The following is a 21,448-nucleotide window of genomic DNA, read 5'->3' on the forward strand; positions in this document are numbered from 1 at the left end:
TTCTCAGGGTGGACGCCGGTAGAATCGAGGGGTGACCTCGACTGCCGTTCATCTCCCCATCCCTCGCCTCCCACGCGTGCGTGCGGCGGCCGGGAGGCTTCAGGATAACGCGGTGGCCGGACGCAAGCGCGTGCTGCTCGCCGCGCCGCGCGGATACTGCGCGGGTGTCGATCGCGCCGTCGTCGCCGTCGAGAAGGCTCTCGAGCGCTACGGCGCTCCGGTCTACGTGCGCAAGCAGATCGTCCACAACATCCACGTGGTGAGCGAGCTCGAGGCCAAGGGGGCGATCTTCGTCGAGGAGGTCGACGAGGTTCCGGCCGGGGCGCACGTGGTCTTCAGTGCGCACGGCGTCTCGCCGGCCGTCGTGAACGCGGCATCCGACCGCGGCCTGCACGCGATCGACGCGACCTGCCCCCTGGTCACCAAGGTGCATCGCGAGGCCGTGCGCTTCGCCCGTGACGACTTCGAGATCCTGCTCATCGGTCACGAGGGGCACGAAGAGGTCGAGGGCACCGCGGGTGAGGCTCCGGATCACGTGACGATCGTCAACTCGCCGGACGAGGCCGACACGGTCGTCGTGAAGGACCCGAACAAGGTCGTGTGGCTGTCGCAGACCACGCTCTCCGTCGACGAGACGATGGAGACCGTCAACCGCCTGCGCACGCGCTTCCCAGAACTGCACAACCCGCCGTCCGACGACATCTGCTATGCGACGCAGAACCGTCAGGTCGCGATCAAGAAGGTCGCCGTCGGTGCGGATCTCGTCATCGTGGTCGGTTCCGCGAACTCCTCGAACAGCGTGCGCCTGGTCGAGGTCGCGCTCGAGTACGGGGCCAAGGCCGCGTACCGCATCGACTACGCCGAGGAGATCCAGCAGGAGTGGCTCGACGGCGTCGAGACGGTCGGCGTGACGAGCGGGGCATCCGTTCCCGAGGTCCTCGTGCGCGAGGTGCTCGACGCGATCGGCGACGCCGGCTACCGCGACGTCGAAGAGGTGAAGACGGCCGAGGAGGACCTCATGTTCTCGCTGCCGAAGGAGCTGCGTCAGGATGCTTCGGGCAAGCGCGACGATCGGGCCCTGGGCGGACGCGCGACCGGAGGAGGCGCGTAGCGTTGAGCGCCGCCGAGGCGGAACCCACGCTCATCGGATCGGTGCAGCGGGCTCTTCGCCTGGTCGACATCGTCGCCAACTCTCCCCGTCCGTTGCCGACCAAGATGCTGGCGGCGATCACCGGGCTCACGCCCGGCACCACCTACAACCTCGTGCGCACGCTCATCCACGAGGGGTACCTGTCGGCCGAACCCGACGGGCTCGTGCTCGGGGCGCGATTTCCGACCTTCCAGCGCGAGATCGACACCCGCGGAGTCTTCCTCGCCCGCGTACGGGCGGCGCTGCGGTCGGTCACCGACGAGGTCGGGGCCACGGCGTACCTCTCACGTTACGACGACGGGGAGATGCACCTCATCGACATCGTCGACGCCGAGCAGAACCCGCGTGTCGAGCTGTGGGTCGGACTGCAGTCGAGCGGGCACGCGACGGCGCTGGGCAAGCAGATCCTGGCGGAGCTTCCCGATGACGACCGTCTCGACTACCTCTCGCGTCATCGTCTCGAGGAGCTCACTCCTCGGACCATCAGCGATCGGCGCACGCTGCTGACGCAGCTCGAGCATTCCCCGGGGTGGACCCTCGACCATGAGGAGTACGTCATCGGCGCGACCTGCGTGGCGGTTCCCGTCATCGCGCCCAACGTCACCGCCTCACTCGCGATCTCGCTGCCGTCGGATCAGGCGATCGTCGACCGCGAGCTGGTGGCGAAGCTGCAGAGGGCGGCCCGGCGGCTGTCGATCCAGCTCGGGGCGGATGCGCTCGGCGGGGGCGATCCCGGGCCGGAGTTCACTATCTGAAAAACCTCAGTGGCAGAGGATTCCGCCGTTGCCTATCCTTGTAGGCGTAGGCGTCTGTGCATCACGGCACTACGGGTTGCGAGCAGGATCCCCAGTCCCTCGCAACTGACTGGGATGAGGATGCGTCCCCAGCGCTCCTCGTCCGCGGCCCCGAGAAGTCCCCACTTCTCCGGGGCCGCCACCATTATCGGAGGATCTTCCGCTGGGAGCCCGGGACAGGCGCGGCCGTTAGCATGGCGGGATGAGCGAACAGCGGCCCCAGTACGGCGAGATCGCCACTCCCGAGGAGCAGCGGCGCGCCGCCGGTCTCCCGCCTCTCTCCGAACTGCCGCCGGTCGAGACCGCCGTCGCGCTGCCGGCCGCGGACGCCGCTACGGATGCACCCCGGCGCGCGCACCCGGTGGACCGCTTCGTGACGATCGGACTTCTCGCCTACGGGCTGGTGAACGTCGTGGTCACCGGTCTGCAGTACCTCGACCTTCCCAGCGTGATGAACCAGGTGTTGTCGGTGCTGGGCGCCTCCGGCGAGTTCACCAATTTCGCACAGGGCAGACTCTGGGGGACGATCGCCTCCGTGGTGCTCGTCGCCGGGTGGGCGCTGACGGCGACTCTGTCGATCCGTCGTCTGCGCCGCAGGAAGCTCACCTGGTGGCTGCCCCTGGTCGGTGCCGTGGTGACGCTGGGCATCGCGGCGGTCTGCATCTCGATCCCGATGATGGGAGACCCCGCGTTCGTCGCCTACATGCAGGGCGGCACCGGCTCCTGATCGATCGTGCCCTGCCGCTACGCAGAAGAAGAAGAACGGGTGCCCCGCCTCGCGGCAGGGCACCCGTTCTTCTCGTGCGGTGGGTCAGCTCTTCGACTGACCGTACGAGCCCAGCTGGCGAGTGGACTCGATGACGCGGGCGGCCATCGCGGTCTCGGCGATCTTGCCCCAGGCGCGCGGGTCGTACTGCTTCTTGTTGCCGACCTCGCCGTCGACCTTCAGCACGCCGTCGTAGTTCTTGAACATGTAGTCGGCGATCGCACGCGTGTAGGCGTACTGCGTGTCGGTGTCGATGTTCATCTTGATGACACCGTTCGCGACCGCGGTGGCGATCTCCTCGTCGGTCGAGCCCGAGCCGCCGTGGAAGACGAGGTCGAGGGGCTTGGGGCCCGTGCCGTACTTGGCGGCGACCTCGGCCTGGATGTCGCCGAGCAGCTCGGGGCGCAGCTTCACGCCACCCGGCTTGTAGACGCCGTGCACGTTGCCGAAGGTGAGGGCGGCGATGTAGCGGCCCTGCTCGCCGAGACCGAGCGCCTGGACGGCCTGGTCGACGTCGGAGAAGGTCGTGTACAGGGCGTCGTTCGAGCCCTCGTGCTGGACGCCGTCCTCTTCGCCGCCGACGACGCCGATCTCGACCTCGAGGATCGCGTTGATCGCCTTCATACGGGGGAGGAGGTCCTTCGCGATCTCGATGTTCTCGGCGAGCGGCACGGCCGAGCCGTCCCACATGTGCGACTGGAAGATCGGGTTGCGGCCGGCCTTCACCTCTTCTTCGGAAGCGGAGATCAGCGGCTCGACGAAACCGGCGAGGGCGTCCTTCGGGCAGTGGTCGGTGTGGAGGGCGACCGTGATCGGGTAGTTCTTGGCGACCTCGGTCGCGAAGCGGGCGAAGGCGAGGGCGCCGGTCGCGCGGCCCTTGACGGTGTGGCCGGCGAAGTAGTCCGCGCCACCGGTCGTGACCTGGATGATGCCGTCGGAGCCGGCCTCGGTCAGCCCCTGGAGGACGGAGTTGATCGTCTGCGAGCTCGAGACGTTGAACGCGGGGTACGCGAAGCCGCCGGCCTTCGCGCGGTCGAGCATTTCGGCGTACTGATCCGGGGTGGCGACGGGCATGAGAACTCCTGCGGTAGATGAAGCCTGGGACAGCAGTCACTCTAGCCGGGAGCGTGGACGGATGCCGGGGGCCGGCGTTCGACGCCGGTGCGTGTCTCCTGCTGTTCTGTTAAGAAACGCGAATCCTTCACGGTCTCGCCGGGGAAAACAGGGCGTTTCGCCCATGCTCGCTGGCTAGGCTGACCCCATGGTGAGTCTTACTGCTGATCTGAGCCCGCTTCGACCCGACCGCAACCTCGCGATGGAGCTGGTGAGGGCGACGGAGGCGGCGGCGATCCGCGCCGTGCCGTTCATCGGGCGGGGAGCGAAGGAGGCCGCCGACGGTGCGGCCGTCGACGCGATGCGCGCCTTCCTCGGCACGGTCGACTTCCAGGGGCGTGTGGTGATCGGCGAGGGCGAGAAGGACAACGCTCCGATGCTGTTCAACGGCGAGGTCGTCGGAACGGGACGCGGTCCCGAATGCGACATCGCCGTCGACCCGATCGACGGCACCTCGCTCACGGCTGCGGGACGGCAGAACGCGCTCTCGGTCATCGCGGTCTCGGACCGTGGATCGATGCTCGATGCGTCGACCGTCTTCTACATGGACAAGCTCGTCACGGGGCCCGCAGGCGTCGGTGTCGTCGACATCCGCCTCCCGATCGCCGAGAACATCCGCCGTCTCGCCGGCGCACTCGAGAAGCCCGTCGATGAGCTCGTCGTCTCGGTGCTCAACCGGCCCCGTCACGAGCAGCTCATCCAGGAGATCCGCGATGCGGGCGCGGGGACGCGTCTGATGAGCGACGGTGACGTCGCCGGTGGCATCAACGCGGCACGCCATGACGCGCGCACCGACATGTGCGTCGGCGTCGGCGGCAGCCCGGAGGGCATCGTCACCGCCTGCGCGATCAAGGCCCTCGGTGGACACATCCAGGGACGCCTCTGGCCGCGCGACGATGACGAGCGCCAGCGCGGGATCGACGCGGGACTCGAGATGGATCGCGTGTACGAGGCGGATGATCTTGTGCAGGGCAACAACACGATCTTCGTCGCGACCGGTGTCACGGACGGCCAGCTCGTCGCCGGCGTGCGCCGCGAGCGCGGGTATGTGTACACCGAGAGCGTCGTACTGCGCGGGGCGTCGGGAACGCTGCGACGGATCGCCTCGGAGCACCTCGTCTCGAAGTGGTTGTGATCCTCGAGGGATGAGGCATCGAGGCTTCCGGCGCGTGTCGGGGGCCTCGTCATCGTTACCGACCCGGTATCCCTCCTGCGCGCCCGATCCTGCGATTCTTCGTGGGTCGTGTCAGACTTGAGCCTGGGTTTGTCGCCGAGGACGGAGCCATCTGGCACCGCAGGCACAGGAGGGCGAACACATGACCACGCCGCAGACACGCAGCTCGAAGGCCGCGCCGACGAAGATCGTCACCACCAACACCGGACGCATTCTCCGCGTGAGCGCGGCGGATGCCGAGGGCAGCATCGCGGCGGCCACGCCTGCGGTGCCCGCCGCTCAGCCGGTCGTCGATCCGGCTCGTCGCGCCGATGTGCTCTTCCGCAAGCGCCGTGCCGAGGGGCAGGAGATGAGCGCCTGGTGGATGATCGGGGCCTTCCTCGCGACCAGCGGGCTCGTCATCATCCTGCTCAGTGGCGTTCCGGTGTGATCGGAGCGTCGATCCGATCGCGGACCGCACCGATCTCCGCCTGAGCGGTCTCGCCGCGTACCGGTTCCTCGACCAGTTCTGATGCCGTGAATCGGCGCGCGCTCGCGGTGATGCGCGCCGGCTGGGCATCGAGCGTGGTCGCGTCGATGCCGGGGAACTGGCGTGCGGTCACGAGGACGCGGGTCTCGAGCGACCCGGCGAAGCGGTTGTAGCTGTCGACCGTGCGCTCCAGCGCGCGGCGGAGGTCGTCGGCATGACCTGCGAGGGTTCCGAGGCGGTCGTAGAGCTGCGTGCCGAGGTTCAGGAGCGTGCGGGCCTCGGTCGACACCTCCTGCTGCGTCCACGTGTACGCAACGGTCTTCAGGACGGCCCAGAGATTGACCGGGGAGGCGAGAGCCACGCGTCGACCGAACGCGTAGTCGAGGAGGGTCGGGTCCTCGTCGATCGCGGCGGCGAGCAGGGATTCGCTGGGGAGGAAGCAGATCACGAACTCGGGGCTGGAATCGAGTCCCGCCCAGTACGCCTTCTTCGCGAGAGCATCGACGTGTGCGCGCACCGCCTTGACGTGCTTCTGCATGTGCGCTCGGCGCTGAGCCTCGTGCGCATCTCCCGACGGCAGCGCCGACGCCTCGAGGTAGGCGTCGAGCGGCACCTTGGCATCGACGGCGATCGAGGCACCGCCGGCGAGACGGATCACCATGTCGGGTCGGCCCTGCCCGCGATCCGACGAGATCGTGGCCTGCAGGTCGAAGTCGACGTGCCGCGTCAATCCCGCCGCCTCGACCACGCGCCGCAGCTGGGTCTCGCCCCAGACGCCGCGCGTGGCGGTCGAGCGCAGCGCTCCGGCGAGCGACTCCGTCGTCGCGCGCAGTGCCTCGTCGGACTCCTGCGCTCGCCGCAACTGCTCGGCGAGTGAGCCGAACTGGGCGTGGCGCTCCTGCTCGATCGTCGCGACCTTCTGCTGCATCTGCTGCAGGCTCTCGCGCACCGGGGCGAGGGCGGTGAGCACGGCGTTCTGCTGCTGCACCCGCTGCGCCTCCGCTCGTTGCTCGACGCGCGCGTGCTCGACGGCATCGCGGTAGAGGTCGTACTGGCGATCGCGATCGTCGCGGGCCGCGGCGAGCTCGGCCTGCACGCGGGCGAACTCGGCGGCACCTCGGCCGGCGCGCAGGAACCAGCCGAGCGCCGCCCCGGCGCACAGAGTGGCGATGACGAGGAGAACGATCAGGGGAGCATCCATGTGCTCATGATGCCCCTGGCCGCCGACATTGCCGGGAGGCGTCCCGGTCAGGCGACGGCGCGCTCCTCGCGGACGACCGGCGCGCCACCGAGTCGCAGTCCCAAGATCTCGGCGAGCATCTCGACGTCCGAGGCTGCGGCGCGGCGCGCGGCATCGATCACGATCTGCGCGCAGGCCCGAGCATCCGCCAGCGCATCGTGATGCGAGAACTCGGCGAACCCGGCGGCTGCTGCCGCCTTCGGGAGGCGATACGAGTCGAGCTGGTAGGTCTTGCGCGCGACCTGCAGGCTGCAGAGCGAGCGATACGGAGGGCATACGCCGCCGGTCGCCTCGGATGCGCGGCGGAGCACGTTGAGGTCGAAGCCGGCGTTGTGCGCGACGAGCACATCGGTCCCGGCGAAATCGCACAGGCGGTCGAACTGCTCGGTCCACGTGGCGGCCGTGAGAACGTCTTCGGGCTGGATGCCGTGGATGCGGACGTTCCACTCCTGGAACTCGTCGTGCCCGGGCGGGGGCTGGATCAGCCACCCGGCCTGCGCCACGACCTCGCCGCCGCGCACGCGCACGAGGCCGACGGAACAGGCGGAGGCGGGGCTGGAGTTCGCCGTCTCGAAGTCGATCGCTGTGAAGTCCAGGGGCACGAATCCACTCTCGCCCGGGCGTCCTGTTCGGGGCGGGCGGCGCGCCGTATGCTGACGACATGGCGGACAGCAGAGCGACGTCGTTCGGCGCGCAGGCGCAGGACTACGAGGCGGGGCGACCGGAGTACCCCTTCGACGCGGTGGCATGGATGCTCGAGATTATGCCCGCCGGGGCGCAGCGCGTCGCGGACGTCGGGGCGGGAACCGGCAAGCTCACCCGAGCAATCGCGCACGCTCCGGGGGCTCAGATCGTCGCGATCGATCCCGACCCGGCCATGCTCGCCGCCCTGCGCGAGAACGTGCCGGGCGTGCCCACGTTCCTCGGCACCGCCGAATCCCTTCCGCTGCCGGACGACAGCCTCGACGCCGTCGTGCTCGGCCAGGCCTGGCACTGGGTCGACCCGGTCCGGGCCTCCGCCGAGATCGGACGTGCGGTGCGCGCGGACGGAGCGCTCGGGCTGATCTGGAACATCCGCGACGAGCGCGTCGGGTGGGTGCGCGACCTCAGTCGCATCATGCATCGAAGCGCGGCGGAGGAGGCTCTGGCCGCGGGTGATCCTGTGATCGCCGCCCCCTTCGACACGCTCGACAGCGAGAGCTGGGAATGGTCGCGGCCGATGACACGCGAACAGCTCCACCGCATGGCTTCGTCGCGCAGTGCGGTGATCACCGCGACGCCGGAGGAGCAGGAGCGCATCCACAGGGAGATGGACGCCCTCTTCGACGACCTCGAGTTCACCGACGGAGTCATCGATCTGCCATACGTGACGAAGGCGTTCCGCGCCCGTCGCGGCTGATCGCCACGGGCGAGCGATCCGACGAGGGTACGCGTCACGACAGGTAGACTCGTTCCCCGTGGCTCTCACTATCGGAATCGTCGGCCTGCCCAACGTCGGCAAGTCCACCCTCTTCAACGCACTCACCAAGAACGACGTGCTCGCAGCGAACTACCCGTTCGCGACGATCGAGCCCAATGTCGGCGTGGTGAACCTGCCGGACCCGCGGCTCGACAAGCTCGCGGAGATCTTCGGCAGCGAGCGCATCCTGCCCGCTGCGGTGTCGTTCGTCGACATCGCCGGCATCGTGCGCGGCGCCAGCGAGGGGGAGGGGCTGGGCAACCAGTTCCTTGCGAACATCCGCGAGGCCGACGCGATCGCTCAGGTCGTGCGTGGTTTCGCCGACGACGACGTGGTGCACGTCGACGGTGCGGTGAACCCGGCATCCGACATGGAGACGATCAACGCCGAGCTGATGCTCGCCGACCTCCAGACCGTCGAGAAGGCGATCACCCGGTACGAGAAGGAAGTCCGCGGCAAGAAGATCGACCCGTCGGTCCTCGATGCGGCCAACGCGGCGAAGGATGCTCTCGAGCGCGGTCAGCTGCTCTCGGTCAGCGGCCTCGACCTCGAGCCGATCCGCGAACTCGGGCTCCTCACCGTGAAGCCCGTCATCTTCGTCTTCAACGTCGACGAAGCAGTCCTCACCGACGACGCGCGCAAGGCGGAGCTCGCCGCGCTCGTCGCTCCGGCTCAGGCGATCTTCCTCGACGCGAAGATCGAGTCGGAACTCATCGACCTCGACCCCGAGGACGCCGCCGAGCTGCTCGCGGCGACCGGCCAGGACGAGTCCGGCCTCGACCAGCTCGCCCGCATCGGCTTCGCCACGCTCGGACTGCAGACGTACCTCACCGCCGGTCCGAAGGAAGCGCGCGCCTGGACGATCCCGCAGGGTGCCAAGGCTCCGCAGGCGGCCGGTGTCATCCACACCGACTTCGAAAAGGGCTTCATCAAGGCTGAGATCGTCTCGTTCGAGGACCTCGTCGAGACCGGATCGGTCGTCGAAGCCCGCGCCAAGGGCAAGGCCCGCCTCGAGGGCAAGGACTACGTCATGAAGGACGGCGACGTCGTGGAGTTCCGCTTCAACAACTGAGGTCGGCGCACGAGAAGGTTCCGCGTCTCCGCTTCTCCTGCACAGTCGGCGAGTCTTCCGACTTGTGACCTAATGGTGCATCGCCGTCCCGAACGTGCCCGGTGCGTGCAACAGGCTCGATGCATGGGAATCAGATACTACGCATACGCTTTCGACGCCGAGCACACGGACCGCGCTGTGGCCGATCCGATGAGTTTCATCAGCGACGATCCGCTTGCGGATGCCTGGGGCATGCCGCATGGGGCGCAGATCGCGCAGACCGACTTTCAGCAGTCCGTGCCCAAGGCCGAGATGCTGTACCTCGACAAAGCGTGGCGCGAGCTTCAAGCCCTGACCGGGCCCTCGCCCGAACGGGAGACGCCTCGACCTTCCTATCGCATGTTCGAAGGGCAGGTTGCGATGCACGACCGCGGGTGGACGCCCTTCGTCCGCGGTGTCGCCCCGCGGGAGATCCCCGCCATCGCGGACGACCTGGTCAGCCTCCTCCAAGAAGTGTGCGATCACGCCAGAGCTGATCGCGAGTCTCGCTACGTCGAGGACTTCCTCACGCGTGCGGTCGATTTCGTCGACGGCGTGGCCGCATCGAATCGGGGCTTCGCCTACCTGATCGGATGATGATGACGACTCGCGGCACTGCGATATCATCGAGTGATATCACGATGAAAGGCGGTCGCCGTATGGCATCGATCATCGTTCGCGGACTCGACGAACTGGTCAAGGAGCAACTCGCCCTGCGGGCGCGGGAGCACGGGCGCTCGATGGAGGCCGAGGTGCGCGACATCCTCACCCGAGCGGCAGGTCGCCCGCACATCGGCGTCGCGTTCATGACCGCCGCGCAGGGAATCGGCGGTGCCGATGACCTCGTGATTCCCGAGCGCGACGATGTCGCTCGTGCTGCGGACTTCTCGTGATCGTCCTCGACACGAACGTCGTCTCGGAGGTCATCCGCGCGGAGCCGAACGGTGACGTCGTCGCATGGATGCGATCGCTGACGGGAGAGGTCGCCATCACCGCGATCACGCTCGCCGAACTCCTCGCGGGAGTTCGCAGACTTCCCGACGGACGCAGAAAGGACATCCTGGCGTCCGTCATCGAACGCGCGATCGATCCGTTCCGAGGGAGCCGCGCCATCCTGGCGTTCGACGAGGGCGCGGCCGAACACTACGCGGCCGTCCTCGAGGTGCGTGAGGAGGCCGGGCTCCCGATCAGCACGGCCGACGCCCAGATCGCAGCGATCTGCCTGGCGTACGGGGCGACGTGCGCGACGCGCAACGTCAAGGACTTCGCGCACACGGGTGTCGAGGTGCTCGACCCGTGGGTGACCTCCACCACCTGACCAGGACACAGCGCGGCTTGTCGCCGCCACACAGGGACCGCCGTCACGGGGTCACGGGGGTTACGTCTGACGGCCGAGATCCTGCCTCAGCACCTCGGGCCAGACCTCGATGTCCGCGGGTGCGCGCGCAACCGTCAGGGTCGCGTGCGGGAGCATGCCGACGAGTGCCTCCGCCGTCGACAGCGGATGCCCCGGGTCGTCCGTCCACGCCAGGATCGATGTCGGCACCTCGATGCGGGTGACGGCCTCGGGGGTGGGCAGATCGCTGAGCGCCGCACCTCGCAGAACCGACGGCAGAAGCGCCTCGGTGACGTCGGGCCCCGGATCGGGCACGGCCTCGGCCTCCGGTGAAGGTGCGGGGCCGCGCGTGCTCGCGAGGTACGCCTCCATACCCTCGGCGTCGATGAGATCGGCCGCGGCGCGGTAGCTCGCGGCCTGAGCGGGTCGGGTATCCCACGCCGTGGGCGGCGCCATCAGCGTGAGTCCGGTGAAGCGTTCCGGCGCGATCGTCGCAGCGTGCAGCAGCGTCGCGGTGCCCATGGAGGGGCCGACGCCGTGAACGCGCTCGCCCGGGAACCAGTGGTCGAGCAGTCGCAGAAGGTCGTCGGCGAGGGTCTGCCAGCGGTAGTCCTCGGGGACCTTCCGCCCGGTCGACCGGCCGTGGCCGCGCGCGTCGTAGCGCAGCAGTCGCGTTCCGCTGAGTCCTCGGCCGAGGTCGAGCTCGAGTCCTCGATCGCGCGCCCGGCTCGCGGTGAGGCCGTGCAGCTGGACGACCGGGTGTCCGCCTTCATCGCTCAGGGCGACGGCCAGCTCGGCTCCAGGCACCTCGAATGTGGGCATCAGACTCCTCGATCGATGACGGAACGGGACCGCTCGGGCAGTGGTTGTGAGTTCACATTATCCGGACGATATGGTGCTCCCATGCGCCTGACGAATGTGACGCACCTCCGCCTCCCGTTCGGACGGCTCTGGGGGTACGACGTCGCCGCGTCCGCGCCCGGACGACGCCTCCCCGTGTCGTTCGACCAGCGCCTCCATGTCGGGGCGGGCGATAGACCCGGCTCGTGGATGGCGCTCTCCTTCCGGCTGCCTGCACCGATTCCTCGCGAGTCGATCGCCGACGCCTGGCTGGAGGTGATCGCTCGACATGGCACGCTGCGGACGGCGTTCGTCGCCGGTGCAGACGGCGAGCCGGAGCTCCACGAGATCGAGATCGGTCCCGGCAGTTGGGTCGAACATCAGGTCGGCTCGGGGCAGGCCGTCAACGACGCGTTGCGGGATGTCCTCGATGAGGCATGCTCGCCGTACCGGCATCCGTCGCACCGCCTCTGCGTGTTGGAGACCGCTGCCGGTCTCACGGTCGTGATCGCTGCGGACCACGCGCACGTCGACATGTGGTCGATGCTGGTGATCGCGCGCGACCTGCTGTCCGCGCTCGACGCCGGGCGCGTCGGTGCGCAGCCGACGTCGCAGCCGGCACCGGCATTCGTCGAACACACGCAGACTCTGTTGGATCGGGACGCGGCACCCGACCACGTGCGTCGTCGGTGGGAGGACATCATCGACGGCAGCGGCGGCGTGATGCCGCAGTTCCCGTTGTCGCTGGGTACTCCCGAGCCGCATCGTGAGCGCGTAGAGGTGCGCGATGTGTTCGATGTCGACGATGCCGCGGCCTTCGCCGCACAGGCGCGCGACGACGGCGTCTCGACCCTCGCGCGCGCCGTCGTCGCGATGACCGCGGTGACCCGAGAACTGGCGGATGCCCCGCTTCGCGCCGTGTTCCCCGTGCACAGCCGATTCGAGGACACCTGGCACGACTCGGTCGGATGGTTCATCACCAACTCCGTCCTCGAGTCGGGCGTCGCAGAACCGCTCGCGGCGGCGGCCGCAGTCAAAGAGGCGGTGCAACTCGGCGCCTGGCCGCTCGCGGACGTCCTCGCGCCGTGGGGCGGCATGCCCGTCGCCCCCGGGATGTTCGCGATCTCGTGGCTCGACCTGCGCAGGCTTCCCGTGCGCATCGACTCCGTCGGCCTCGACGCCCAGTACGTCAGCGCGGCGACCGACACGGACGGGGTCATGCTGTGGTTCATCCTGGATGAGTCGGGCCTGCACCTGAGATGCCGCTACCCCGACACGGCGGAGGCTCGCGCGAACGTCGGCGGATGGCTCGACCTCCTCGTCGCCCGGCTGCAGGCGGATGCGCGGTCGTCCGTGCGGGGACGCCTGCAGGTGGCGGGCCGAGAGTTTCGGCTCGAACGGGCGAATCGAGACGACATCGGGGCCATTGCCGCGCTGCTGCTCGACGATCAGTTCGGCCGGGATCGGGAGAGCGTCGAGCTCGAGCGCTATGAGGCGGCCTTCAGCGCGGTCGCGCGCGACGGATCCAACTACCTGGGGGTCGTCCGCGACAGCGACGATCACGCGGTCGCCACGATGCAGCTGACCGTCATCCCGGGCCTCTCCCGCGGTGGGTCGACCCGGCTCCAGATCGAGGGACTGCGCGTCGCTGCAGGGACGCGGTCACAAGGGCTGGGCGCGGCGATGCTCGAGTGGGCGCACGAATTCGGGCGAGTGCGCGGGGCCCGGCTGTCGCAGGTCACCACCGACGATGCGCGGGAGCGTACTCGCGCCTTCTACACCCGACACGGATACCAGACCGCCCATGTCGGGCTGAAGAGGGAGATCTAGCCGAGTCAGCTGCTAGAGCGTCCAGACCGAGAGCATCTGCCAGCCCTCGGGAACCTGCGCCTCGAGCGCGCCCATGTCGTCGGCCGAGATCTCGCGGACGCCGTCTCGGCGATCGAACCGGGCCGTCGCCTGGATGCCCGCCGTGCCCTTGAGCATCCGCACCGGGGCCGAGACGAGGTCGAACCCGTCCGGTGCATGGCTCGAGATCTGCGCGTACACGTCGTCGAGGGACGCGCCGGCGACCTCGACGGTGTGCGACTCGACGGGGCGGATGAGAGCGGCGAGCATCTCCCCAGCCTAGATCGACGGGCGCGGGCGCACGGTCATCACGCCGCCGACGGACGTCGCTCGATCTGCGGATGCGGGTATGCCGGGTCGCGGTCCTGGAAGCTGAGAATGCTCGGATTCTGGACCACGCCGTCGCGGATCTCGATCGCGCGGGCGAGCGTGCTGCTCGCGTCCCAGGAGGCCTCTCCCTCCATCACCGAGCGGAGGAAGGGCAGCGTCGCCTCGCTGATCTCCCAGGTCGCCGAGTTCCAGAGGTACGAGGGGCTGTGGTCCACGGCGTAGTAATCGACGCCTTCGCCGACGGTGAACATCGGGTCGTCGAAGGTCGTGGGCGTCGCCCACTCGAATCCCATGCCCTCGTCGCAGGAGACGTCGATGATGAGACTTCCCGACGTGAATCCCTGCAGGTCCTCCGTGCGCAGATAGGTCATCGGCGCCGCGACGTCCTGCAGTGTGCAGTTGACGACGATGTCGTGCGACGCCAGGAAGTCCGGCAACAGCACGTCACCGGCATCCGTGACGACCGTGCTGAGGTGGGTGGCCCCGCTGCCATCGGTGTTCAGCTGCGTCATGTGCGCATTGTGGATGGGAGAGCCGACGGCCGCCACTCCGCGTTGCGTGAGCACTTGGATGTCGTGAATGCCGTGCGCGTTGAGCGCGGTGACCGCGCCGCGCGCCGTCGCTCCGAAGCCGATCACGACCGCGCTGAGGCGTGGACCGTAGTCGCCGGTCGAGCCGACCAGGCTCAACGCGTGCTGCACCGAGCAGTAGCCCGCGAGCTCGTTGTTCTTGTGGAACACGTGCAGGCTCATGTCTCCCTGCGGCGTCCAGTGGTTCATCGCCTCGAACGCGATCAGCGTGAGGCGGTTGTCGATCGCGGTCTGGGTGATCGCGGCATCCTGCACGCAGTGCGGCCAGCCCCACAGCGTGCGCCCCGCGGGAACGGCGACCACATCGGCCGCCTGCGGCTTGGGCAGCAGCAGCACATCGGCGGAGGCGAGCACCTCGGCGCGGTCGGCGACTCGTCCGACGCGCGACTCGATGTAGCCGGGGGAGAGCCGGAAGTCGGCGCCGTATCCGCGCTCGACGACCATGCGCGCCCGGAGGTCCGGGTCGATGCGGTCGAAATGGTGGGGGTGGATCGGCAGTCGTCGCTCGTTCTCCATCGAGGAGCCGGCGAGGAGACCGAGGGAGAGCAGAGCGGCAGTGGAGCGGGGTGCGGCGTCGGACAACGTGATTCCCATCATCGGAGAACCAGGGTCAGTTCCTTCTCCGACAGTACGCCCCTGGCCTGCGCGGCGGGTGTGCGGCGCTATCGCCCGGTATCCGCCTCGTCCGGAAGCCGTTCCGCCGGGACGATGACGACGTCCTGCACCTTCCAATCGAGATCGGCGATGCCTTCCGATACCTCGGTGATGCGGCGGAGCGATACGCTGCCGCGGCGAGGGACGACGAACGCCTCGACGTGGAACACCTGCCCCTGGTCGCGCAAGCGCACGGCTGCATCCCCCACCCAGGGCCTGCTGCGCAGGTACGAGACGATGTCCCGGGCGAGCGGGTGGGGTGCAGCGCTGTCGTAGGTGCGAGCGCGCTGGTCCATGAGGTCGACGATCGCGGCCTTCGTGTTCTTGACGCCGTCCCAGATGATCCCGAGCGAGATGAAGACCGCGGCGGCGCCATCGAGCCACCACAGACCCACGCCGACCCCGAGCACGCCGACGATCGAGGCGACCGTCGTCTGCCAGTCGGCCTTGGCCATGTCTGCATCGGCGTACAAGAGCTTGTTGTGCAGCACCGGGGCGAGTTTCGCCTTGGCCGGGCCGTAGAAGAAGATCGGGCCGACGACGACGACGGTCATCACCGCGACCATCAGCCAGCCGAGCCAGATCGTCTGTCCGAAGAGCAGCACGGTGCCGATCGTCGGATGCTCGCCCGAGACGAGTCCCACGACGGACTCCCGCGCGAGATTGAGGCCCACGGCCAGGAGGGCGACCCCGGCGACGAGGTGACCCACCCCCATCGCACGATGCATGCCGTACGGATGCGTGCGGTCGGGGCGTCGTCTCACGAAGATCAGCGCGACCAGGAAGGCGATCTGCGGGATCAGCGAGAGCATGTCCTCGATCCAGGCCGTGCGCATGGCCTGCGAGTTTCCGACGACGAGCGCGATCACGGCGATCGTGATGCTCGTGTACCCGATGGTGAACCATTCCCAGCGGATGGCGGAGCGCAGGGCGCGCGTCTGCTCGGCCGGGAGGTCGGTACGTCCGAACTCGTGCGTCGCGGTCACGAGCCGACCTCGTCGTCGAGGTAGCTCTCGAGCTCGCTCAGGAAGGCGTTCTCGCCCAGCGGTACGAGCATCACCAGTGTGCGGCCGTCGGCGCCGTCGATATCGCTGTAACCGCGTGAAACGCCCGCTCTCTCAAGCCAGGGGGTGTCGGAGGTGATCCCGCCCGCGATCAGGTCGAGGTCACCCCTCTCCAGCATCCCGACCAGCGTCTCCTCGCTGCCGACGGTCCATTCGGGTTCCGCGTCGAGGTGGTCGGCGAAGCCGTCGACCAGGTCGACCACACTTCCCGACGGGTCGTCGCCGTCGGCCTGCACGAGCGAGCCGTCGGGGGAGACCCCGACCCTCAACACACTGTGGCGCACCGATGCGAGTGTGTCGTCGGGATCCGCCGGGATCGTCAGGCCGCACCCGGCGAGGGCTACCGTGAGCAGGATCGCGGCGGCGCCGGCAAGGGCGCGGCGGACTGTCTGAGGTGTTCTCACCCCTGCACTCTGCTTCGGGCATCGTCCGCGGAGAAGCCGATTGACGCGACAGAGCCGCAGGGGTAGGCGAGTCGCACTCCCGGCTTCGTGACTTCCGCGACCGCCCGGTACGCTGGGTAAGGCCCACCTCACAAAAGGAGACTGCCGCACTATGGCTGACATTCAGATCTTCGAACCCGCAGGACGCGCGATCCCCTTCACCGCAGAGGGTGAGGGCCCCGCACTGATCCTGATCGCCGGGCACGGTCTGAATGTCACTTACCTCGAGCTGCTGTCGCACTCCGTGTCGGAGGAGGACTTCCGGGTCGTGAGCATCGGCTCGCGTCGCCCCTCGGATGCCGCGGTCGCGATGCACGACCTCGCGCAGGACGTCGTCGACGTCATGTCGCACCTCTCGATCTCGGATGCCTGGGTCGGAGGTCACGCCTTCGGCGGTGCGGTGGCACGCGTCGTCGCTCTCGACCACCACGATCGCGTCAACGGCGTGCTCCTGCTCGGCGTGGACGAGACCGGCCCTTCGGCCGAGGCGCTCGCCGCGATCCCCGCCCCGGCCCGCGACGCCGAGGTCGACGCGCTGCAGGCCGCCGCGTGGGAGACCCCCGCTCCGCTCGCCGAGGGACTCCCGGTGCTCGTGGTGCAGGGCACCGACGACCCGATCGCTCCGGTCGTCAACGGCGAGAAGCTGCAGGCCGTAGCCCCCGACCGCGTCAGCGTCGTGGGCGTCGACGGCGGCGGATACCTCTTCCCGTTCACCCACATGGGGGCGACCTCCTGGGCGATCGAGGACTACCTCGACTGGGACTGACCTCTCGGGCTGAGAGGATGGTCTGATGACCGCCACCCTCGTCGCCCAGAACCTCTCCGGTGGGTACGGCCACCGCGTCCTCTTCGAGGGTGTCGACCTGACGGTCGCTCCCGGCGACGTCATCGGCGTGGTGGGCGCGAACGGCGCCGGCAAGTCCACCCTCCTGCGCCTGCTCGCGGGGGCGGATGCTCCGATCGAGGGGAGCGTCGCGCTCGCGCCGGCCGACGCCTTCGTCGGGTGGCTGCCGCAGGAGCACGAGCGCATCGCGGGCGAGACCGTCGCGGAGTACATCGCGCGTCGCACGGGCTGTGCCGAAGCGACGAGACAGATGGATGCCGCGGCCGAGGCTCTCGGCGATCCCTCGCTCGCGGCCCCCGGTGTCGACCCGGCCGATGCCTATTCGACCGCTCTCGACCGTTGGCTCGCGAGCGGGGCGGCCGACCTCGACGAACGTCTGCCGGCGGTGCTGGCCGATCTCGGGTCGTCGAGCGGCGGCGCGCTGACCCCCGAATCGATGATGACGGCGCTCTCTGGCGGCCAGGCGGCGCGGGTCGGTCTGGCGGCGCTGCTGCTCTCGAGGTTCGACGTCGTGCTGCTCGACGAGCCCACGAACGACCTCGATCTCGACGGCCTGGATCGGTTGGAGGCGTTCGTGCGAGGTCTCCGCGGCGGCGTGGTGCTGGTCAGCCACGACCGCGAGTTCTTGGCGCGCAGCGTGACGAAGGTGCTCGAGCTCGACCTCGCGCAGGGGACCAACCGCCTCTACGGCGGCGGGTACGACGCGTTCATCGAGGAGCGCGCGACGGTCAAGCGACATCTGCGCGAGCAGTACGACGAGTTCGCCGAGAAGAAGGCCGATCTGGTCGCCCGGGCGCGGACGCAGCGCGAGTGGTCGAGCCAGGGCGTGCGCAACGCCATGAAGAAGTCTCCCGACAACGACAAGATCAAGCGCAAGGCGTCTATGGAGTCGAGCGAGAAGCAGGCTCAGAAGGTGCGCCAGATGGAGAGCCGCATCGCGCGCCTCGACGAGGTCGAGGAGCCCCGTAAGGAGTGGAAGCTCGAGTTCACGATCGGGTCCGCACCGCGCTCCAGCACCGTCGTGTCGACGCTGAACGGGGTGGTCGTGCGACAGGGGGCCTTCACGCTCGGACCGGTGACGCTCCAGGTCGACGCGGGCGACCGCATCGGGATCACGGGTCTGAACGGTGCGGGAAAGTCGACGCTTCTGCGAACCCTTCTCGGCACGCGCAGCCCCGACGAGGGGAGCGCGAGCCTCGGCAGCAGCGTGCAGATCGGCGAGATCGACCAGGCGCGCTCCCTCCTCGTCGGCGACGCGGCGCTCGCGGATGCCTTCGAACTGCTCGTGCCCGAGATGGCGTCGGCCGACGTGCGCACGCTGCTCGCCAAGTTCGGGCTCAAGGCCGACCACGTCACTCGGCCGGTCGATGGGCTGTCTCCGGGGGAGCGCACCCGCGCGGCGCTCGCGCTGCTGCAGGCACGCGGTGTGAACCTGCTCGTGCTCGACGAGCCGACGAACCACCTGGATCTGCCGGCGATCGAGCAGCTCGAACAGGCCCTCGAGTCGTACACGGGCACGCTGCTGCTCGTCACGCACGATCGGCGGATGCTCGACGCCGTCGAGACGAACCGGCGCTGGAACGTCACCGACGGGTACGTCGCCGAACTCTGAGCGTCAGCGCCCCTGACGCTTCTTATAGGGCTTGGGCTGGCCCTTCACGATCGGGGCTCTGCCTTTGCCCTTCGACGCCTTGGCCTTGCCGCCCGCCGGGGCGACGTTCTTCGGGGCGGGCGGGGGCGCAGCAGCGACGGCGGCCTGCGCCTCGACGAGGAAGAGTTCGCCGACGTGGGTGAGTCGCGGCGTGCCCTCGCGATTGATCAGCGCGTGCCCGACCTCTTCCTCGAGTTTGTCGAGCGACGTGTAGAGCGAGGCGAGGGGGATGCCGAGCGATTCCGCGGCACGCGGGAAGTGGAGCGTCTCGGCGAGGACGACGTAACGGCGCAGGAGGGCGATCTTCATGGTGGTGCCTTCGGGTCCGCGGCGATCGCGGCTCTGCTCCCAACCTACGGGATCGGCCGGACACAGCGGATGCCGCGGCTCTGGTGAGCCGCGGCATCCGAAGTCTGTGGGTCAGGCGACCTGGGGCAGGACCGCGAACGACACGGCCCCCTCATCGTCGACGCCCGCGTCGAGGATCTTGTCGTCGAGGGCGACGGCGGCGGTCTCATCGAGGAACAGACGCGTTCCCGAGATCTCGACCACCTGGTCCTGCGGCTCGGGATCGGTCGTCACCAGCACGGCCAGGCGGGACTCGCCGCTGGGGCCCTGGGCCTCGGTGGAGTGGATGCGGAGGCCGGCATCCGGAGCTTCGCTCTGGCGGCTCACGAGGGTGGTGACGATGGCGGAGGCGTTATCGGTGAGGGTGAGCACGAGACTCTCCTTCCGGTTGGGGCACGCCGCGGTCGCGACGTGTCCGGGCCACGATGCCGAAACGGGGACGCGCTTTCAACCTCGACGCGCCGGTTCGGAGGAACCTCTCACCTGGGCAACAGCTTTCGCAGGAACACCTGCTCGGTCCCGTCCCCGTCGGGGATCCTCTCGCTCTCCACGTAGCCGCACGCCTCGTACAGGCGGATGTTCGCCTCGCTCAGGCTGCCGGTGAACAGTTCGGCCTCCGGGGCCGCCGATGCCTGCTCGGCTGCTTCCAGGAGCGCCCGTCCGATTCCCTCCCCCTGCATATCGGGGGCGATCGCGATCCGTCCGATCAGGAGGAGGTCGGTGCCGTCTCGGAACCGGATCGCACCGACCACCCGACCGTCGAGACGGGCGGCGAAACCCTCGCCCGCGGCGAGTTCCGCGCGCATTTCGTCGAGGGTCTGCGTCAGCGGCGGCATGTCGGCGCTGCCGTAGATCTGCGCCTCCGAGACGAACGCGGCGCGCTGAATCGTGAGCACTTCACCGGCGTCCTCCTGCCGAAGAGGGGAGATCTCGAGGGTCGGGCCCTCGTGCGGATGATTCTGCGATGTCTTCTCTCGTGCGGTCACCTGCCTACGTTCGGTGTTGCCGTGCCGGGGTGTCAACCCCCTCGGAAAGGCGGATGGTGAACGATACGTTCGCCTTCAGGAGGTCAGAAAATGGCAAGCAAGACCACGTCCACGTCGGCCGCGAAGAAGACCGGCACGAGTAAGCGCGGCGCGAAGACGACGCGCACCCAGAACGCGGAGAAGGGCTTCACCGCCTCGTCGACGCTGGCGGCGAATCTGCAGGCCGTGCTCGTCGATCTGCTCGAACTCTCCCTGCAGGGGAAGCAGGCGCACTGGAACGTCGTCGGTCGGAACTTCCGCGACATGCACCGCCAGCTCGACGAGATCATCGACGACGCCCGAGCATTCAGCGACACGATCGCCGAGCGCATGCGTGCACTGCACGCCGTGCCGGACGGCCGGAGCGCCACGATCGCCGCAGCGACCTCGCTCCCGGAGTTCCCGGCGGGAGAGGTGTCGACCACCGAGACGGTCGACCTCATCACCGAGCGCCTCGAGGCCACGGTCGGCACGCTGCGCGATGTGCACGATGCCGTCGACGACGAGGACCCGACCTCCGCAGATCTTCTCCACGCCATCATCGAACGCCTCGAGCAGTTCGCGTGGATGGTGAGTGCGGAGAACCGAGAGCCGGCGGGGCGCTGAAGGGAGCGATCCGCACGGCCGCGCGTCAGGGGAGCGGCGCGTCGGGGTGCGGTCGGGTCAGTCCTTCGGGCTGTCGCCCGGCCGCACCGAGTTGCGGATGATGCGCGGGAGAACGACCCACAGGGCACCGACCGCGACGACCGCGGCGACGAGGGCGATGAGACCCGCGGTGCGATTCACAGTGAAGTCGACGATGAGAGTGGTCACCCCGATCGTCAGCGCTCCGATGACGAGGAGATCGATCTTCACGATGCGCGCGGCGATGTGCACGAGTTCGGGTTTGCGCCGTCGGCCGAAGAAAGCGCGGTGCATCCCCACCGGCGCGAGGGCGAGGATCGTGGCGATCGCGGCCAGTGCCACCAGCACGACGTACAGATCGCGCTGCAGCTCGTCCATGTCGGTGAAGCGCGGCTGGAAGGCGACGGCGAGCAGGAATCCCGTGAGGATCTGCGTGCCGGTCTGCATCACCCGCAGTTCCTGCAGCAACTCGTCCCAGTTGCGATCGGCCCGCTCGTTGGGGGTCTCGTCGCGACCGTCGGCACGGTCGTCGAACTCGGACTTAGCACTCATGGACTCAGTCTGTCGACTGGGTCGGATGCCTGTCCAGACGCTTG

General features: G+C 68.7%; 26 protein-coding genes. 14 read left to right on the plus strand and 12 right to left on the minus strand.

What is annotated here, in order from left to right; all coding sequences use genetic code 11:
• The first annotated feature begins 76 nt into the window (after positions 1-76).
• The 3 genes from KV396_RS11755 to KV396_RS11765 all read left to right on the plus strand — a co-directional run bounded on the left by KV396_RS11755 (position 77) and on the right by KV396_RS11765 (position 2,671).
• Positions 77-1,111, plus strand: coding sequence for a 4-hydroxy-3-methylbut-2-enyl diphosphate reductase (locus KV396_RS11755; protein ID WP_372491953.1), 1,035 nt, complete (start codon positions 77-79; stop codon positions 1,109-1,111).
• A gap of 2 nt (positions 1,112-1,113) precedes the next feature.
• Entirely contained in the window at positions 1,114-1,905 is a 792-nt protein-coding gene (locus KV396_RS11760; RefSeq protein ID WP_247955828.1) for an IclR family transcriptional regulator, read from the plus strand.
• Between the two features lie 241 nt (positions 1,906-2,146).
• Positions 2,147-2,671 (plus strand): DUF6264 family protein, encoded by a 525-nt coding sequence (locus KV396_RS11765; protein ID WP_247955829.1) that lies wholly within the window; start codon positions 2,147-2,149, stop codon positions 2,669-2,671.
• Between the two features lie 84 nt (positions 2,672-2,755).
• On the opposite strand, the gene fbaA is transcribed toward KV396_RS11765, so the two are convergent.
• On the minus strand, positions 2,756-3,784 hold the full coding sequence (fbaA, locus tag KV396_RS11770) for a class II fructose-bisphosphate aldolase (RefSeq protein ID WP_247623004.1): 1,029 nt from the start codon (positions 3,782-3,784) through the stop codon (positions 2,756-2,758).
• Positions 3,785-3,971: 187 nt separating this feature from the next.
• On the opposite strand from fbaA, the gene glpX reads away from it, so the two are divergent.
• Complete coding sequence (gene glpX / locus KV396_RS11775) at positions 3,972-4,958, plus strand: class II fructose-bisphosphatase (RefSeq protein ID WP_247955830.1); 987 nt, start codon at positions 3,972-3,974, stop codon at positions 4,956-4,958.
• A 181-nt stretch (positions 4,959-5,139) separates the two neighbouring features.
• Positions 5,140-5,427 (plus strand): hypothetical protein, encoded by a 288-nt coding sequence (locus tag KV396_RS11780; RefSeq protein WP_247623002.1) that lies wholly within the window; start codon positions 5,140-5,142, stop codon positions 5,425-5,427.
• Here KV396_RS11780 and KV396_RS11785 read toward each other — a convergent pair.
• Together KV396_RS11785 and KV396_RS11790 are read right to left on the minus strand one after the other, a co-directional pair.
• Entirely contained in the window at positions 5,408-6,667 is a 1,260-nt protein-coding gene (locus tag KV396_RS11785; protein WP_247955831.1) for a DNA recombination protein RmuC, read from the minus strand. The two genes, KV396_RS11780 and KV396_RS11785, sit on opposite strands and share 20 nt — an antisense overlap.
• A gap of 47 nt (positions 6,668-6,714) precedes the next feature.
• Positions 6,715-7,308, minus strand: a complete 594-nt coding sequence (locus KV396_RS11790; protein ID WP_247632610.1) for a 3'-5' exonuclease — start codon at positions 7,306-7,308, stop codon at positions 6,715-6,717.
• A 59-nt stretch (positions 7,309-7,367) separates the two neighbouring features.
• On the opposite strand from KV396_RS11790, the gene KV396_RS11795 reads away from it, so the two are divergent.
• The 5 genes from KV396_RS11795 (at position 7,368) to KV396_RS11815 (ending at position 10,573) form a co-directional block, all read left to right on the plus strand.
• Positions 7,368-8,105, plus strand: coding sequence for a class I SAM-dependent methyltransferase (locus KV396_RS11795; protein WP_247955832.1), 738 nt, complete (start codon positions 7,368-7,370; stop codon positions 8,103-8,105).
• 58 nt (positions 8,106-8,163) lie between these two features.
• Complete coding sequence (gene ychF, locus KV396_RS11800; RefSeq protein WP_247955833.1) at positions 8,164-9,237, plus strand: redox-regulated ATPase YchF; 1,074 nt, start codon at positions 8,164-8,166, stop codon at positions 9,235-9,237.
• 123 nt (positions 9,238-9,360) lie between these two features.
• Positions 9,361-9,852 (plus strand): hypothetical protein, encoded by a 492-nt coding sequence (locus tag KV396_RS11805; protein ID WP_247955834.1) that lies wholly within the window; start codon positions 9,361-9,363, stop codon positions 9,850-9,852.
• A 62-nt stretch (positions 9,853-9,914) separates the two neighbouring features.
• The gene (locus KV396_RS11810; RefSeq protein WP_247632606.1) at positions 9,915-10,148 is read left to right on the plus strand and encodes a FitA-like ribbon-helix-helix domain-containing protein; all 234 of its coding nucleotides are present in this window, start codon (positions 9,915-9,917) and stop codon (positions 10,146-10,148) included.
• The gene (locus tag KV396_RS11815) at positions 10,145-10,573 is read left to right on the plus strand and encodes a type II toxin-antitoxin system VapC family toxin (RefSeq protein WP_247955835.1); all 429 of its coding nucleotides are present in this window, start codon (positions 10,145-10,147) and stop codon (positions 10,571-10,573) included. The genes KV396_RS11810 and KV396_RS11815 overlap by 4 nt, the downstream gene beginning before the upstream one ends.
• A gap of 60 nt (positions 10,574-10,633) precedes the next feature.
• Here the strand turns inward: KV396_RS11815 and KV396_RS11820 are convergent, their stop codons facing one another.
• Complete coding sequence (locus KV396_RS11820; protein ID WP_247955836.1) at positions 10,634-11,413, minus strand: alpha/beta fold hydrolase; 780 nt, start codon at positions 11,411-11,413, stop codon at positions 10,634-10,636.
• An 81-nt stretch (positions 11,414-11,494) separates the two neighbouring features.
• Between KV396_RS11820 and KV396_RS11825 the strand changes: the two genes are divergently transcribed.
• On the plus strand, positions 11,495-13,261 hold the full coding sequence (locus KV396_RS11825; RefSeq protein ID WP_247955837.1) for a GNAT family N-acetyltransferase: 1,767 nt from the start codon (positions 11,495-11,497) through the stop codon (positions 13,259-13,261).
• Between the two features lie 12 nt (positions 13,262-13,273).
• Here the strand turns inward: KV396_RS11825 and KV396_RS11830 are convergent, their stop codons facing one another.
• The 4 genes from KV396_RS11830 to KV396_RS11845 all read right to left on the minus strand — a co-directional run bounded on the left by KV396_RS11830 (position 13,274) and on the right by KV396_RS11845 (position 16,321).
• Positions 13,274-13,549, minus strand: a complete 276-nt coding sequence (locus tag KV396_RS11830) for a hypothetical protein (protein WP_247622993.1) — start codon at positions 13,547-13,549, stop codon at positions 13,274-13,276.
• Between the two features lie 38 nt (positions 13,550-13,587).
• A complete protein-coding gene (locus tag KV396_RS11835) occupies positions 13,588-14,793 on the minus strand; it encodes a N(5)-(carboxyethyl)ornithine synthase (RefSeq protein ID WP_407665600.1) in 1,206 nt (401 codons plus the stop codon).
• Between the two features lie 68 nt (positions 14,794-14,861).
• Positions 14,862-15,839, minus strand: a complete 978-nt coding sequence (locus KV396_RS11840) for a cation transporter (RefSeq protein WP_247955839.1) — start codon at positions 15,837-15,839, stop codon at positions 14,862-14,864.
• Entirely contained in the window at positions 15,836-16,321 is a 486-nt protein-coding gene (locus KV396_RS11845; protein WP_247955840.1) for a transglycosylase SLT domain-containing protein, read from the minus strand. Before KV396_RS11845 ends, KV396_RS11840 begins: the two co-directional genes overlap by 4 nt.
• A gap of 151 nt (positions 16,322-16,472) precedes the next feature.
• Between KV396_RS11845 and KV396_RS11850 the strand changes: the two genes are divergently transcribed.
• Together KV396_RS11850 and KV396_RS11855 are read left to right on the plus strand one after the other, a co-directional pair.
• The gene (locus KV396_RS11850) at positions 16,473-17,126 is read left to right on the plus strand and encodes an alpha/beta fold hydrolase (RefSeq protein WP_247955841.1); all 654 of its coding nucleotides are present in this window, start codon (positions 16,473-16,475) and stop codon (positions 17,124-17,126) included.
• Positions 17,127-17,151: 25 nt separating this feature from the next.
• Positions 17,152-18,816, plus strand: a complete 1,665-nt coding sequence (locus tag KV396_RS11855; protein ID WP_247955842.1) for an ABC-F family ATP-binding cassette domain-containing protein — start codon at positions 17,152-17,154, stop codon at positions 18,814-18,816.
• Positions 18,817-18,819: 3 nt separating this feature from the next.
• Here KV396_RS11855 and KV396_RS11860 read toward each other — a convergent pair whose 3' ends face one another.
• The 3 genes from KV396_RS11860 to KV396_RS11870 all read right to left on the minus strand — a co-directional run bounded on the left by KV396_RS11860 (position 18,820) and on the right by KV396_RS11870 (position 20,189).
• A complete protein-coding gene (locus KV396_RS11860) occupies positions 18,820-19,164 on the minus strand; it encodes a LysR family transcriptional regulator (protein WP_247622989.1) in 345 nt (114 codons plus the stop codon).
• A 111-nt stretch (positions 19,165-19,275) separates the two neighbouring features.
• Positions 19,276-19,575, minus strand: coding sequence for a Fe-S cluster assembly protein HesB (locus tag KV396_RS11865; RefSeq protein ID WP_247622988.1), 300 nt, complete (start codon positions 19,573-19,575; stop codon positions 19,276-19,278).
• Between the two features lie 107 nt (positions 19,576-19,682).
• On the minus strand, positions 19,683-20,189 hold the full coding sequence (locus KV396_RS11870; protein ID WP_407665601.1) for a GNAT family N-acetyltransferase: 507 nt from the start codon (positions 20,187-20,189) through the stop codon (positions 19,683-19,685).
• Positions 20,190-20,279: 90 nt separating this feature from the next.
• Here KV396_RS11870 and KV396_RS11875 point away from each other — a divergent pair, with 90 nt between their 5' ends.
• Complete coding sequence (locus KV396_RS11875; RefSeq protein WP_247622986.1) at positions 20,280-20,834, plus strand: Dps family protein; 555 nt, start codon at positions 20,280-20,282, stop codon at positions 20,832-20,834.
• Positions 20,835-20,891: 57 nt separating this feature from the next.
• Here KV396_RS11875 and KV396_RS11880 read toward each other — a convergent pair whose 3' ends face one another.
• Positions 20,892-21,404 (minus strand): DUF6328 family protein, encoded by a 513-nt coding sequence (locus KV396_RS11880; RefSeq protein ID WP_247632595.1) that lies wholly within the window; start codon positions 21,402-21,404, stop codon positions 20,892-20,894.
• Between the last annotated feature and the right edge of the window lie 44 nt (positions 21,405-21,448).

The sequence above is a fragment of the Microbacterium galbinum genome (assembly GCF_023101185.1).
Taxonomy (GTDB): domain Bacteria; phylum Actinomycetota; class Actinomycetes; order Actinomycetales; family Microbacteriaceae; genus Microbacterium; species Microbacterium galbinum.